Genomic DNA, 13,986 nt, shown 5'->3' with positions numbered 1-13,986 from the left:
CCCAAGAGCATGAACAAAGCCCAGGGCACAGGCATAAAAAAGGATCCGGCGTGCACTTGGGTGTCACACCGGATCCGTATAATCAGAAGGAAGTTTGCCGCATGTCTACATGGCGTCGAGCTGGGCCTTGGCGTCCTCGGCTTCCTTTTCAAGAAGTGCCTGACGCACCTTGTCTATGGCAAGGGCCCCTGCAAGGGCGTCGAGATAGCCTCTTTCCATAAAGTGATCTATGTCGAGCACAAGGCAGGAGAGACGATAGAGGTCTTCACGCTGTTCCTGGGACTGCATCTGGGAGGCGAGAAGGTCGAGATTCAGAGGTTCCCGCACAAGCTCGTCCACAATGGCCTGAGAGTTGCGGCCAGGCAAAAACTGCTGGGTCAGCTTGCCTATTCTTTCCTGTTCGGCAGCATCAATGTGGCCGTCGGCTCGCGCTGCATAGACCATGGCTCTGAGCATGAGCATGGCCGCGGGATCTTCTGCCGGAGGGAGCGCTTCCTGCGCAGCAGGGATTTCCGCTGCCTGCTGTTCCTTGTTGGTAGACCACTTTTTGTAGAAATTCCAGGCAATTGCTCCGGCTCCCACCACGGCAGCGGTCTTGACAACATCCTTGGGGAGGACTGCGCCAAGCAGGGCAACAAGGGATCCCACACCAAGCAGGGTTCCGGTATTCTTGGGCAAATTGTTGCTTACGGTTCCAACTGCGTCCTTGGCCCTAGCGCCAAGGTCCTGCACAGACTGGGGGATATTCTTGCCAACGCTTCCGGCCGCGTCCTTGGCTCTGTTGCCAAGATCCTGAACCGACTGGGGAATATTTTTGCCGACAGTTCCGGCCACTTCCATGGCCTTGCCGGACAGAGACTGCAGGGTAGAGCTGAAGCTGTCAGACTTCAAAATACTGAAAATGGACATTATGTACCTCGTGCATGTGTTTTCCTGGGTGTACTGGAGCTGGGCAGGGAAACAGATTTTTTCGTCTGACTAAAAGCGTCAGCAACCAAGTCCGCTTTCTTGCCCGTATGTCGGAAAGATAGACATGTTTGACAGGTTTTCAAGTGTATGAAAAATAAACACCCAACATATAACACTGTAATATCAATTAATATATATCATATATATTGAAAAACTATATTACAAATAATGTTTAAAATATTTTTATATTATGCAATAAAATTATTTTTGTATTGACTTTATGACAGTTTATTGACAAATTACGGGAAACAATATTTTTTGTTCCAATTAGTTCATCAGATTCTTCGGAGGACTCATGGATTTTTCTTCATTTCTCGCCTCGGAATTTCCCGATACCACTCCGGAAAACGCGGGCTTTCACATAATCCCCGTACCACTGGAACGCACAGTCTCCTACGGAGCTGGCACGCACCTCGGCCCTGCGGCCATTCTCGAGGCCTCGCAGCAGCTCGAGGCCTGGGATGGAATTTCCTCCCCTGGCACTCTGGGCTTCCACACCTGTGAGCCTATAAACTGCGAACAATCGCTCGACGCGGTATTTGCAGATATCATGGCCAAAGTGCGCACGGCCCTGGATCACGGAGCAATTCCCGTCACCCTTGGTGGTGAGCACACAGTCAGCTACGCTCCCATCCGGGCCCTGCACGACGAAGGCAAGGAATTTGGCATACTGCACTTTGACGCGCACGCGGATCTGCGCAACATCTACGAAGGCGATGCATTCAGTCACGCCTGTGTCCTGAGGCGCGTAGTCGAAGACTGCGGGCTGCCCCTTGTCCAGTTCGGCACCAGAGACTACAGCGAGGAAGAGGCCGAATTCCGCAAAAAGGCAGGCATCACTGCCTACGATGCTGCCTTCCTTGCCCGCAAGGGACTGCCCAGGAAACCGCTGCCCAAACGCTTCCCCCAAAACGTCTATGTCACTTTCGACGTGGATGGTCTGGATTCCTCGCTCATGCCGGCCACAGGCACACCCTCCCCCGGAGGCCTCTTCTGGAATGATGCCATGCACATTCTTGCCACCTGTCTCAAGGGCAGAAGACTCATAGGCTTTGACGTGGTGGAGCTGGCACCCATTGAGTCTCTGCACCACGCGGATTTCACGGCTGCCAAGTTGGTCCACGCCCTCATGGGCATGGCTCAGCGCAGCAAAAAGTAGCCACCAGACTTTCAGCAGCTTTGCAAAACAGATGGGGGAGCCTCTTGGGGCTCCCCTTCTGCTTTTACTGCTCCTGTATTTTAACGACCCGTGCCGGAGAACCGCAGGCTACGGCAAACGGCGGAATGTCCCTGGTCACCACGCTGCCGGCTCCAACAATGGCTCCGCGCCCAATGGTAACGCCCTTCAATATAATGGAACGCATGCCAATCCAGGCATAATCCTCGATAACCACGGGCCTGTCGTTCTCAAGGCCCGGATCCGTGCTCCTCGATTCCATGGGCCAGGGAGCGTGAAAGTCGCTGTCGACGATGATGACGTCCGGGGCGACAAGCACCTTTTTGCCAAGGGTAATGGAGGTAGATCTGCAGGTGATAGATGTGCCCGAGAGCTCGCACCCCTCACCAATGGATATGAGCGCATCTGGACCAAAGGTGCGCAGACGCACGGGGTGCGAGAGTGCTGCCGCAGTTGCCCTGCGCCAGGACGAGATGAGGTGCACGTCATTTCCTATGACAATGCGGCTTTGAGGCCAGCGCATGATGGCTACAGGCCCGTGGGCTGTCACTCCATGTCCTAGGCTTGCGCCCAAAAGTCTTGCCTTGAGACCAAGGCAGCATGTGCCCCACACAACACCCCAGCGACGCATGATATCAAGAGAGAGATAGCTTGCCACATTGGGCACTGTCAGACCCCGATCAAGAGCCTTGCGCATGAATTCCCTCATGCCTCTACCCTCTTTTCCTCAAGCTGATGCCGTATGCGACACACACCACATATGGCCTCGCCGGATGTCGGATAGCCGCACTCTGGACAGTCGTGCAGGGGATTCCCCCTGTCCTGTTCCATGTTCTCGAATCCCTTGCGACCGCGATGGATAAAGCCCTGATAGAAATCAAGCTTGCGACCGGGCATGGCATATTCGAGACGCTGCAACACGGACTTCAGGGTGGTAAAGCTGGCTCCCGGACTGTACGGACAGGGTGCAATATGCGGCTCTATGCCTGTCAAAAAGGCATAGTTTGCTGTCTCGAATTCCGTAAGGCGCCACAATGGCTTGATCTTGCGCACAAACTTTCCACTTGCAGGCAAGCAGGGGCCGTCACAGGAAAGATAGGAAATGTCCCAGCGCAGGGTGTTGCTGAACAGCCGGGCCACCTCATCGTCGAGATTGTGTCCTGTAGCAAGCACGGTGTAGCCGCCTTCCATGGCGATTTTGTTGAAATAGTGCCTTTTAATCTTGCCGCAGACCGAGCACACTGGGCGCTTTAGGGCTGCCTTGACATCGGGAATGGCAAGCCCCTCCTTCTTCATTTCGCACACATGCAGCTTCAGACCCTGCCGGACACAAAAATCCTCGACAGTGGCCCTGGCCGACTCCGAGGATTTGGGAATGGCAAGGTCAATGAAAAGACCAGTCGCATCATAGCCCTGCCTTGTGAGCTCGTAGAGCAGGGAAAGACTGTCCTTGCCGCCGGACACGGCTACAAGGATCTTGTCCTCCTTGGTGCACAAATGCTCCTGCTCGATCCCGCGCTGTACCTGACGGGAAAAAAAATTCAAAAAGCAGTCGCGGCAAAAGGCGGCATTGTGCGCGCGCAGCTTGACTACGGCGTCACGCTTGCAAATCTTGCACTTCACGGCATTCCCCCAAGGCCCTGTTCTGTCCTTTGGGACAGAAGCTGCCGCCTCCCCCGCGAAGGGAAAGCGGCAGCAGACTTTTTTGTCCCCGTTACAGGGCTTGAATCGTTCGTTGCTGGCTTAGGCGATTAGGCAAGGAAGGTGTCGCGATCCTGTTCGTTCACGCGGACAAGGTCGCGCTTCACGAGTTCCTCGGCAATCTGCACGGCATTCAGAGCTGCGCCCTTGCGGATATTGTCCGCGACAATCCACATGTTGAGACCATTTTCAATGGACTCGTCATCGCGGATGCGTCCCACAAAGGTCTCGTCCTTGCCCGCGCCCATGAGAGGCATGGGGTACATGAGCTCGCGGGGGTTGTCGTAGACCCTGACACCCGGAGCCTGCGAAAGGAGCACGCGGCATTCCTTGGCGGTCAGCTTCTTCTCGGTCTCGACGTTTACAGACTCGGCATGGCCGTAGAAAACGGGCACGCGGGCACAGGTGGCAGTCACGCGGATGAGCGGGTCATGGAACATCTTGCGTGTCTCATTGACCATCTTCATCTCTTCCTTGGTGTAGTCATTGTCGAGGAAGACATCGATATGGGGCAGGATGTTGAAGGCAATCTGGTAGGGATAGGCCTTGCATTCGACGTACCTGGCATTGAAGAGGTCGCGAACCTGCTTTTCGAGCTCCGCAATGCCCTTCTGTCCTGTACCGGAAACAGCCTGATAAGTGGAGACCACAATGCGCTTGATGCCCACTGCGTCGTAGATGGGCTTCAAGGCCACAAGCATCTGTATGGTTGAGCAGTTGGGGTTGGCGATAATGCCCTTGTGCCAGGAAAGATCCTCGGGATTCACTTCCGGCACGACCAGGGGGCAGCGATCGTCCATACGCCAGGCAGCGGAATTGTCCACGACCACACAGCCAGCCTTGGCGGCGTAGGGAGCAAACTTGAGGGAAGTGGCACCACCAGCGGAAAAGATGGCGATATCCACTCCTTCAAAGCTGTCTTCCTTCAGTTCGCGTACGGTCAGTTCCTGGTCGCCAAATTCAACCTTGCTCCCCGCGCTTCTCGAAGAGGCAAAGGCCAGTACTTCGGTAGCAGGAAAGGCACGCTGATGCAGCGTGTTCAGCATTTCTCTGCCCACGGCACCGGTGGCACCACAGACCGCAACAGTCAACTTGCTCATCTAAAAAACCGGCGCAAAGGCCCTGACGAAATACAGGGGAGGAAGCGCCGCCTCCATGTTTTTCCTGAAAATGTCAATGCGATATGCGCCACACAAGGCCAGATTGTGCTCAAAGCACCCATATGCTCTTCGTCTCCCCTCTTTCTGGTGTTCCACCCCCAAAAGAGAAAGCTCAAAGCCTGTGGCTTCGTCTGGACATGAGCCCATCCCCATACAGAGGAAAGGCTTGTGGCGCAGTGTAAAATGAAAGTTTTTCTTACTCTTTCCCCCCAAAACGCGTCAATATGAAGGGCAGTCATTTTTCCGGCATTCGAACCACAGAGCTTTCCCTTTTTCCCAATGGATAGGATGGAGACAAGCAAGATTTTGGGGCGAAAAACACAATGTTCCCCTTCTTACATGGTTCAGAGCAGACACTTTTTGCAGGGATGGGATATTTTGCCTTTTTTGCCCTGCTGTGCCATAGTGAACCCCGTTGCAGACCTATAAAAAGATACACTGAAGACGCACACCTGCACGCCCTGCACCCGCTTTGTTCCCTGCAGTGCCGCTCTTCTCCCGAGGTAACCTATGGTCCCTACCACCGACTGCTGTGAACTCTCCGTCCTGGATCTTGTCCCCTTCGGATTGGCCGATCCTGTACACAGATATTTTGCCCTGCGCCTTTCGCCGCCAAACTGGCCGGACTGGAAACCCGGGCAATTTCTCATGATCCGCCCCAAATCCTTTGGCCTGGAGCTTCCCTGGGGACGCCCTCTCGGCATCTGCCTGATTCGTCCGCAACACCTCATCTGCTTTTTCCAGGTTGCAGGCCGTGGGACAGAGCTGATGGCACAGCTCCGCCCCCAGGATCCCGTACAGGTCTGGGGACCTCTTGGCAATGGCTTTGCTGTCGAGCCAGACACTCCCACCCTGCTGCTTGCCGGAGGCATGGGCATTGTCCCCTTCATCGGCTACGTGGCGCAGCACCCCAAAGCCTGGAATGTCAGCATGCTCTTCGGACACAGGGATCCAATCGAATGCTACCCGGTAGACAGCATCAACGAACACATTCCTGTGGACACCTTGCGCGAGACAGTGCCCGGAGATCTCGACAACTTCATCTTTACCCTGCAGGAAAGGATCAAGGAGTACGCCTCGCAAAACGGTCTCATTCTGGCCTGCGGCCCCCTGCCCTTCCTCAAGACCGTGCAAAGCTTTGCCAGGGAATACCACGCGAGAGTACAGCTTTCGCTGGAAAACAAGATGGCCTGCGGCGTGGGAGCCTGCCTCGGCTGTGTCGTTCGCACAACGGACGCCTGGCCGGATCCTGCACACCGCAACGCTCCTGTGCAATGCTGCACTCAGGGACCGGTGTTCTGGTCAAACCAGATTGAGCTGGCCTGATGGCAAGGCAGCGCGTCCATTTGCACCTGATCCAGGATAAAGAGATGTTGGAGGCGGCACAGCCCTGCTGGCCGAACACAAAGTGAAGCACAACGAACTTGCTGTCACCCTTACGGGCCCGAAGCACACCCTGTCCATGAAAAACCCAGTCATGACTGCCTCCGGGACCTTTGGCTACGGGATGGAATTTGCCAGATTCGGCGATCTCGCCACCCTTGGGGGAATCATCGTCAAAGGCATTTCCCTGAAGCCCAGGCACGGCAATCCCTGCCCGCGCATTGCCGAAACTCCCTGCGGCATGCTCAATTCCATTGGCTTGCAAAACGATGGGCTCGAGGCCTTTCGCGATCACAAGCTGCCGCAGCTTCCCTGGAAGGATGTTCCCATTATTGTGAACATGTACGCCACATCGGCAGAAGAATTCGGGGAACTGGCTGCAGAGCTCAACGCCATGGAAGGTGTTGCAGCCCTGGAGGTCAACATTTCCTGCCCCAACGTGAAGGAAGGGGGCTCCATTTTCGGAGCAGATCCCGTCCAGGCGGCCAGAGTCACAAAGGCTGTGCGCGAAAACGCCCCGAACAAACCTGTCATCATCAAACTTTCTCCCAATGTGACCAGCATTGCCGAAATTGCCCACAGCGTGGAGGACGCAGGAGCAGACATGATTTCCTGCATCAACACCCTGATCGGCATGAGCGTTGACTTGCGCACGCGCAAGCCCAGGCTTGCCAACATCATTGGCGGACTTTCCGGCCCCTGCATTAAGCCCGTGGCGCTGCGCTGCGTGTGGCAGGTGGCCAACGCGGTCAACATTCCTGTCATAGGCATTGGGGGCATCTGTTCTGCCGAAGACGTTCTGGAATTCCTCCTGGTGGGAGCCAGTGCTGTGGAAATAGGCACTGCAACATTCATGCGTCCAGACGCGGCATTCCACATCGTGGAAGAATTGCCGAAGACCATGGAAAAATACGGTATCCGCCACCTTGACGACATACGCGGCATGCTGTCGCTCGGCTAATCCTTCAGGACCGGCAAGGCGGGTTCATCTTCGGGCAGGAGACTGCAAATCCAGTGTTCACCCGAGCGCGCATTCTTGCGAGCACAAAGCCTTGTGAAATCCTGAACACCCCAGATTAAGGAGGAAGGCGCATCCTCGCAATCGCATACGCGAAAGGGGGCGCGCCGATATCTTGAGATGCCCCTTCCAGTCTCCATAGTTCCCGTTTCCACGCAAAGCGAGCTCGAGACCTTTGTCTCCCTTCCCTGGGAGATCTATCGGGATTTCCCTTTGTGGGTTCCCCCCATCAGAAAGGAAGATATCGCTCTTCTGACACCGGGAAAGCACCCCTTCTGGGAAACGGCAAGGCGTGAACTTTTCCTTGCCCTGCGTGGCAACAAGCCCGTAGGACGCATTGCTGCCATTGTTGACGACAAGTCCAATCGGTACTGGCAGGAAAAATGCGGCGCCTTCGGCTTTTTCGAATGCCTCCCGGACAATGAAGCGGCAATAGAACTGCTGGGCAGTGCAGCGAACTGGTTGCACAGTCAGGGCATGACCTTCATGCGCGGGCCATTGAATCCGTCAACGAACTACACATGCGGCCTGCTTGTGGACGGCTTTGATGTGCCCCCGGGGCTCATGATGCCCTGGAATCCGCCCTACTACGCCCAGATGTTCCACAGATTCTGCATGCGCAAGGAACAGGATCTCTTGGCCTACCACATCTACAAGGACAGGGTAAAGGTGGCATCCTGGCTTGAAACCGAGCTTGCCAGACTGAAGGAAAAAGGGGACTTCACCTTCAGACGCTCAAAAAGGAGTACCCTGGCTCAAGACGTAGAAATCATGCTGCAGATCTACGGTGAGTCCTGGGCCAAAAACTTTGCCTTCTCCCCCCTGTCGGAAGCAGAATCCAAGGCACTGGTCAAGGAACTGGTCTCCTTCCTGGATCCCCGCTTTTTCGTGCTCTTCTTCCATGGAAACGAGCCTGCCGGAGGCATGGTAGCCCTGCCAAACTTCAACCCTCTGCTCAAGCGCCTCAACGGCCGCATGGGACTGTCTGCAGTCTGGCACTACCTTGTGACCAGAAGGAAGATACGCGAAAGCTATCGCATCATGCTGTTCGGCATACGGGAAAAGTTCCGCCTGCTTGGCCTTCCCCTGCTTCTTTTCGACTACATGCTCGCACAGGCCCGCTCCCAGGCAGACTTCAGGTGGGTTGAAGGATCCTGGGTTCTGGAGGACAACGCGGCTGTGGACGATCTCATCGAGGATTTCGGCGGAGAAGCCTGCAAGCGGTACAGAATCTATCGCAAGGACTTGTTGTGAATTACGATATTGTGCGCGACAAGCGCATTCTTGTCACAGGCGGTACCGGCTTTGTGGGAAGCCGGGTTGTGCCCATGCTGCTGCGCGCTGGGGCGAAGGTTACACTGCTGTGCAGAAAATCCTCGCATACGGAAAACTATCCCTCCTCGGTCCGTGTCCTGCGCACGGACCTGTGCAAGAGCCAGGATTTCCTCCCTGCCCTTTGTGAATGCGACATCTTTATCCACATGGCAGCCCTGCTCTTTGGCCTGGGTTGGCAGGATTACCTCAAGGCAAACTGCGGCGCAGCCCAGAATCTGGCGTCCATGCTGCGCGCTGCAGGCGACAGGGGCCCGAAACGCGTCATCCTTGTTTCCTCGCTTGCAGCGGCAGGCCCATGTGATCAAAATGAGGGACGAAGCGAAAACCAGCCCTGCGAGCCTGTTTCCGCCTACGGCTGGTCCAAGGTGCTCACGGAAAACATCTTTCGCGGCGCAGCCCAGGACCGCCTCGTGATCCTGCGTCCCCCCATTATCTATGGTTCGGGCGATCTGGGGCTTCTGCCCGTGTACAGGGGCCTTGCAAAGGGTGTAGGCGCAGTGCCCGGCGTTGGCAGACGCTTTCCCGTTTCCATCCTGCACGTAGACGACATGGCTCAGGCCATTTTCCTGGCCTGTATGGACGAGGCCCACGGCATCTACCATTTGAGCGACGGCGACGTATGGAGCATGGCCGAATTCTATGCAGCTGCGGCAAAAGCCCTGGAGTGCAGGGCCCATATCTTCCATTTGCCCTTGTGGCTCATGGGCATGACGGCCCTAGCCTCCACCGGTTTCGCGCAACTGGTGCGCATCATCCTTGCCACCAACAACAGGGCGCCGAACTGGAATTTGGACAAGTATCGCGAGGCCAGCCAGTGCGGCTGGGTCGCCTCCAACAGACGTATTGTTGAAGAACTTGGGTTCAGGCCTACCCAAAACCTTGAAAGCGGCATGGCCGAAACTATTGCCGGCTACAAGTCTTTCAATCTTTTATAGTACTTGTTCCAGCACAGCCTGGTACTATTAGCAGCAAGGCCCTTGAAGAGGGCCTTGCTGTTTCGAATTTCCCCGCAAAAATCGCTTTTTCCAAGACAACGGATTCCCATCCGGGACAGAACAAAAACACATGAAAATCACATTGCACGAAATCTCCAAGGCCTTTGGCGGCAGGGACATTTTTACCAACTTCTCCTTGGACATTGAATCCGGCATGCATTTGTGCGTATGCGGCCCCAACGGCATGGGCAAGTCAACGCTGTTGCGTCTTGTTGCAGGCCTTGAAGTGCCGGATGCGGGCAGGGTTCTGATCCCTTCCGGCGTGCGCTTGGGCTATGTGGAACAGGAGCTGGACGCAAAGGCCCTGGAAACGCCACTTATCACCTATGTTCTGGATGTGGTCCACGACTGGAACGAATTCTGGCTGGACTGGGAAGAGGCGCAGGCAAAGGGAGACGAGGCCCGCATCAAAGAACTCATGCACAAGCAGGCCGAGCTTGAGGCAAGCGTAGGCTACAACCCGGAACAGAGAGCCAAGACCGTGCTCTCGGGCTTGGGCTTTTCCGAAAGAAAGTGGACGCGTACCCTGGGAGAGCTTTCTGGCGGCTGGCGCGAGCGGGCCAAACTGGCCAGGGTGCTCACTGCTGGCGCAGACGTCCTGCTTTTGGACGAGCCCACCAACCACCTGGACATAGACGCAGTGGAGTGGCTTGAGGATTTTCTCAAGAGCTTTCAGGGTGTCCTGGTTTTCGTTGCCCACGACAGGGTGTTCATGGACCACATGAGCACGCACATACTCTATCTCGGAGGCCAGAAACCGGTCTTCCGCAAGGCAACCTATACCCAGTTTCTGCATCTGCAGGAAGAATACGAACTGCAGCGCGAGCGGGAACGCAAGGCCGTGCAGGAAGATCTGCAGAGAAAGATGGCCTTTGTGGATCGCTTCCGCTACAAGGCAACCAAGGCAAGACAGGCAGGCTCAAGACTCAAGCAGGCCAAGAAGCTGGAAAAGGAGCTTGACGGACTGCGCCCGGAACCAAAGCGCAAGGAACTCAGGTTCAGCTGGCCGGAAGCCCCGCACGCTGAAAAGCTCATCTACCACGCAGTCGACCTGGAATTCCACTTTCCGGACGGCAAATTCATGTGGCCCAGGCTCAACTTCAGTATCTATAATGGCCAGAGGGTGGCCTTTGTGGGCCACAACGGCTGTGGCAAGTCCACGCTTATCAAGCTCATGGCTGAACGCCTTGCCCCTACCCATGGCGTTGTGCAAAGAAGCACTTCCGCAAGGGTTGGCTACTACGCCCAGCATCAGATGGAGCTTTTGCGCGAGGATATGACAGTGCTTGCCTGCATACGCAGCATGAGTGATCCACATACAACGGAAGAAGAGCTCATGAGCGTGCTAGGCCTCTTCCTGCTGGGTCAGAACTTTTTTGACAGACAGGTCTCGAATCTGTCTGGTGGCGAGAAATGCCGACTAGTCCTGGCCTCGCTCTTTTTGAAACGCTGCAATGTGCTCTTGTTGGACGAGCCGACCAACCACCTGGATCTGGAAAGCCGCGAGGCACTGGCCAATGCGCTCAAACGATTCGAAGGCACGCTGATCATGGTGGCCCACGACCGCTGGCTGCTTGGCGAGACCAATTGCGAAATCTGGGCTCTGGATAGGGAGGGCATACACGACTACGCCTCCTTTGCAGCCTACGACGAGGCGCGCCACAGCCTGCCCGCAAAGGAAGCTTCGGGCGCACCAAAACCTGTCCAGCCGCAGCAGGCAGCCAAATCCCAGGCACAGCCGAAATCCTTGAGCAGGGAAGAGCAAAAGCGCCTGCGCAGGGAACAGGCAGAGGCCCGCAATGCCCTGCACAAGAAACTCAAGCCCCTGAAGGAAAAATACGCCAAACTGGAGGAAGAACTGAACAGGGCAATGGAGGAAGAGCAGGAAACCGAGCACAAGCTTGCCGATCCCGAGACCTACGCGGACAAAAATCTTTCGACTACGCTTCTAGCCCGCTACAACGAGCTAAAGCTGCTTTGCGAAAAACTCTTCCTTGATCTCGAGGAGCTCGAGGGTCAGATCCGAACCATCGAGGAAGAAGCAGGAAAGGGCGAAACTGCCTGAGCTTCGGGAGGAGAAAGCATGCGTGAAATCGCCGTTTCCTGCGGCATTGTCTGGAAAGACATGGACATTCTCTGCTGTCTGCGTCCTGCAGACAAGGAGCAGGGAGGCTGGTATGAATTCCCCGGAGGCAAGCTGGAAGCAGGGGAAACACCCCAAATGGCCCTTTGCCGCGAATTGCAGGAAGAGCTTGGCCTTGAGGTCAGGCACTGCAGCCTCTACAGGACGCTGCGCCACGTCTATCCAAAGGAAGATCTGGCAGTCTTGCTGTATTTTTTCCACGTGACAGACTTTGCTGGCTCTCCCCGCGGGCTTGAGGGGCAGCACTTTATGTGGACACGCTACGACAGGGCAAGGGAGCTCCCCTTTCTGGCCGCAAACAGGGAGCTTCTCGCCAATCTCTCCCTGCCTTGTCAGGATCAAGCAGGTGAGAGGGTACAGGAACTGTCCCCACAAGGCGTGGGGATACATGCCGGAAACAATCTTCGTTGATGAGGACAAAGCATATGTCATTCCGCGAAAGACGCGAACGCCTGCGCAAACTTCTCGCAGAGCGTGCGCTGGATGCACTTGTAGTGACCTATCCGAGCAACCGCTACTATCTCTCTGGCTTCGAACTGCACGACGTGCAGTTCAACGAAAGCTCGGGGACCCTTGTGGTCACGAGATCCGGCAGAGATTACCTCATCACCGACGGGCGCTACGAGGACGCTGCCAGGCAATTCTTCTCCGAGGACGAAATCTACATCTACAGGAGAAACTACATCCATACCCTGAACCTGGTACTCTCCATGTGCGGAGTGCGCATTGGCTTTGAATCTGATTCCGTCAGCGCCCGTCGGGCAGGCCTCATGCAGGCCAGACGCAGGCTCGAGCCCTGCAATGGCCTTGTGGAACGCCTGCGTCTGCACAAGGACGCAGACGAAATTGCCGCACTGAAGAAATCCTTTGCCCTGAACCACGCAATGCTGAAATGGGTGCCGACCATACTGAAGGAGGGCATGACCGAAAGGGAGCTTGCCTGGAAAATAGAGCACTACTTCCGCGAAAACGGCGCAAGCGAGCTGGCTTTCCCGAGTATCGTGGCCTTTGGGGGCAACGCTGCCCTGCCCCACGCCATTCCTTCCGAAAGGCCTCTGCAGGAGAATACGGGTATTTTGCTCGACGTTGGCTGCAGGGTGGACAGCTACTGCTCGGATCAGACCAGATCCTTCTGGTTTGGCGAGAAGGAGAGCGATTTCTTCTTGCTCACAAGGGACATTGTCGCAAGGGTGCAGGAAGAGGTCATAAAGAGCATGGAACCCGGAGTGCCCCTCTCGAAGCTCGCCTGGAAGGCCCAGCACATTTTCGAGGATGCCGGGGTAGCGGACCACTTTACCCATGGTCTTGGACACGGAGTTGGTCTGGACACCCACGAGCAGCCCTCCTTCAACACGGGCTCGAAGGCTGTTCTTGAGCCAGGCATGACTGTGACTGTGGAGCCGGGCCTCTACTATACTGACAAGCTCGGCATACGCCTGGAAGTCACAGTGCTGGTGGAAGAAAACGGTATCACGGTTTTGTAGGGGGCACAGCATGCAAAGGACGCAACGTATCTTTCTCGTTGGCCCGAGGGGATGCGGCAAGACAACCATAGGACTTATGCTTGCCACGAAACTGGGAGCCAGGTTCTGGGACACGGACCTTGTGCTCCAGGATCTGCTTGGAAGAAGCATCGCCGACTTTGTCGCCAGCGAGGGCTGGGAGCGATTTCGCGAGGAGGAACACAAGGCCCTTTGTCTCGTGCTTGAAAAGGCCGATGTCCAGTGCCCGCACGTCGTCTCCACCGGCGGCGGCATAGTCCTTGGAGAAGCCAACAGGAAGCTCCTGCAGAAGGAGGGCTTTTGTATCTATCTCAAAGCGCCTGTCGCCATCCTGGCCGAAAGGCTTGCCAAAAGCCCCAACGCAGCTCAACGCCCCTCGCTGACAGGACGAGGGCTCATCGAGGAACTGGAAGAGGTCCTTGCCGCACGCGAAAGCCTCTACCAGGAAGCCTGCCACAGTATTGTTCCCGCAGACCAGAGCCCAGAGGACATCTGCTGCGCCATACTGCACATCCTGCCTGACAGGGAGCAGGTGTAGCCGCCTGACAGTCCGTGAAAAATATCACTACTGCAGGCACGAAAAAGACAAATAGAACACCTTTT

General features: G+C 55.9%; 13 protein-coding genes. 9 read left to right on the top strand and 4 right to left on the bottom strand.

Features of this window, described 5'->3' with window-relative positions:
• Positions 1-105: 105 nt before the first annotated feature.
• Positions 106-909, bottom strand: coding sequence for a tellurite resistance TerB family protein (locus B5F76_RS04665; RefSeq protein ID WP_087351782.1), 804 nt, complete (start codon positions 907-909; stop codon positions 106-108).
• Positions 910-1,264: 355 nt separating this feature from the next.
• On the opposite strand from B5F76_RS04665, the gene speB reads away from it, so the two are divergent.
• Positions 1,265-2,128: an agmatinase gene (speB, locus tag B5F76_RS04660; protein ID WP_087351780.1), complete on the top strand. Its 864-nt coding sequence runs from the start codon at positions 1,265-1,267 to the stop codon at positions 2,126-2,128.
• Between the two features lie 64 nt (positions 2,129-2,192).
• On the opposite strand, the gene B5F76_RS04655 is transcribed toward speB, so the two are convergent.
• The 3 genes from B5F76_RS04655 to B5F76_RS04645 form a co-directional block, all read right to left on the bottom strand.
• Positions 2,193-2,855 (bottom strand): acyltransferase, encoded by a 663-nt coding sequence (locus B5F76_RS04655; RefSeq protein ID WP_087351778.1) that lies wholly within the window; start codon positions 2,853-2,855, stop codon positions 2,193-2,195.
• Complete coding sequence (locus B5F76_RS04650) at positions 2,852-3,769, bottom strand: ATP-binding protein (RefSeq protein ID WP_087351775.1); 918 nt, start codon at positions 3,767-3,769, stop codon at positions 2,852-2,854. The genes B5F76_RS04655 and B5F76_RS04650 overlap by 4 nt, the downstream gene beginning before the upstream one ends.
• 128 nt (positions 3,770-3,897) lie before the next feature.
• Positions 3,898-4,947 (bottom strand): aspartate-semialdehyde dehydrogenase, encoded by a 1,050-nt coding sequence (locus tag B5F76_RS04645; protein WP_087351773.1) that lies wholly within the window; start codon positions 4,945-4,947, stop codon positions 3,898-3,900.
• A gap of 570 nt (positions 4,948-5,517) precedes the next feature.
• Between B5F76_RS04645 and B5F76_RS04635 the strand changes: the two genes are divergently transcribed.
• The 8 genes from B5F76_RS04635 (at position 5,518) to aroL (ending at position 13,921) form a co-directional block, all read left to right on the top strand.
• Positions 5,518-6,333 (top strand): iron-sulfur cluster-binding protein, encoded by an 816-nt coding sequence (locus tag B5F76_RS04635; RefSeq protein WP_087351769.1) that lies wholly within the window; start codon positions 5,518-5,520, stop codon positions 6,331-6,333.
• An 82-nt stretch (positions 6,334-6,415) separates the two neighbouring features.
• Positions 6,416-7,351 (top strand): dihydroorotate dehydrogenase, encoded by a 936-nt coding sequence (locus B5F76_RS04630; protein ID WP_275074526.1) that lies wholly within the window; start codon positions 6,416-6,418, stop codon positions 7,349-7,351.
• Between the two features lie 177 nt (positions 7,352-7,528).
• The gene (locus B5F76_RS04625; RefSeq protein WP_087351767.1) at positions 7,529-8,662 is read left to right on the top strand and encodes a hypothetical protein; all 1,134 of its coding nucleotides are present in this window, start codon (positions 7,529-7,531) and stop codon (positions 8,660-8,662) included.
• Positions 8,659-9,678, top strand: coding sequence for an NAD-dependent epimerase/dehydratase family protein (locus B5F76_RS04620; protein ID WP_087351765.1), 1,020 nt, complete (start codon positions 8,659-8,661; stop codon positions 9,676-9,678). The genes B5F76_RS04625 and B5F76_RS04620 overlap by 4 nt, the downstream gene beginning before the upstream one ends.
• A gap of 130 nt (positions 9,679-9,808) precedes the next feature.
• Positions 9,809-11,803, top strand: a complete 1,995-nt coding sequence (abc-f, locus tag B5F76_RS04615; protein ID WP_087351763.1) for a ribosomal protection-like ABC-F family protein — start codon at positions 9,809-9,811, stop codon at positions 11,801-11,803.
• Between the two features lie 18 nt (positions 11,804-11,821).
• Positions 11,822-12,292, top strand: a complete 471-nt coding sequence (locus tag B5F76_RS04610; protein WP_087351761.1) for a (deoxy)nucleoside triphosphate pyrophosphohydrolase — start codon at positions 11,822-11,824, stop codon at positions 12,290-12,292.
• A gap of 14 nt (positions 12,293-12,306) precedes the next feature.
• The gene (locus B5F76_RS04605; protein ID WP_239406962.1) at positions 12,307-13,365 is read left to right on the top strand and encodes a M24 family metallopeptidase; all 1,059 of its coding nucleotides are present in this window, start codon (positions 12,307-12,309) and stop codon (positions 13,363-13,365) included.
• 10 nt (positions 13,366-13,375) lie between these two features.
• On the top strand, positions 13,376-13,921 hold the full coding sequence (aroL, locus tag B5F76_RS04600; protein ID WP_087351757.1) for a shikimate kinase AroL: 546 nt from the start codon (positions 13,376-13,378) through the stop codon (positions 13,919-13,921).
• Positions 13,922-13,986: the final 65 nt, after the last annotated feature.

Origin of the sequence: Desulfovibrio sp. An276, from assembly GCF_002159665.1 — a bacterium.
Taxonomy (GTDB): domain Bacteria; phylum Desulfobacterota; class Desulfovibrionia; order Desulfovibrionales; family Desulfovibrionaceae; genus Desulfovibrio; species Desulfovibrio faecigallinarum.
The sequence above is the reverse complement of the archived record's forward strand: the minus strand, read 5'-3'. Positions and strand labels throughout refer to the sequence as shown.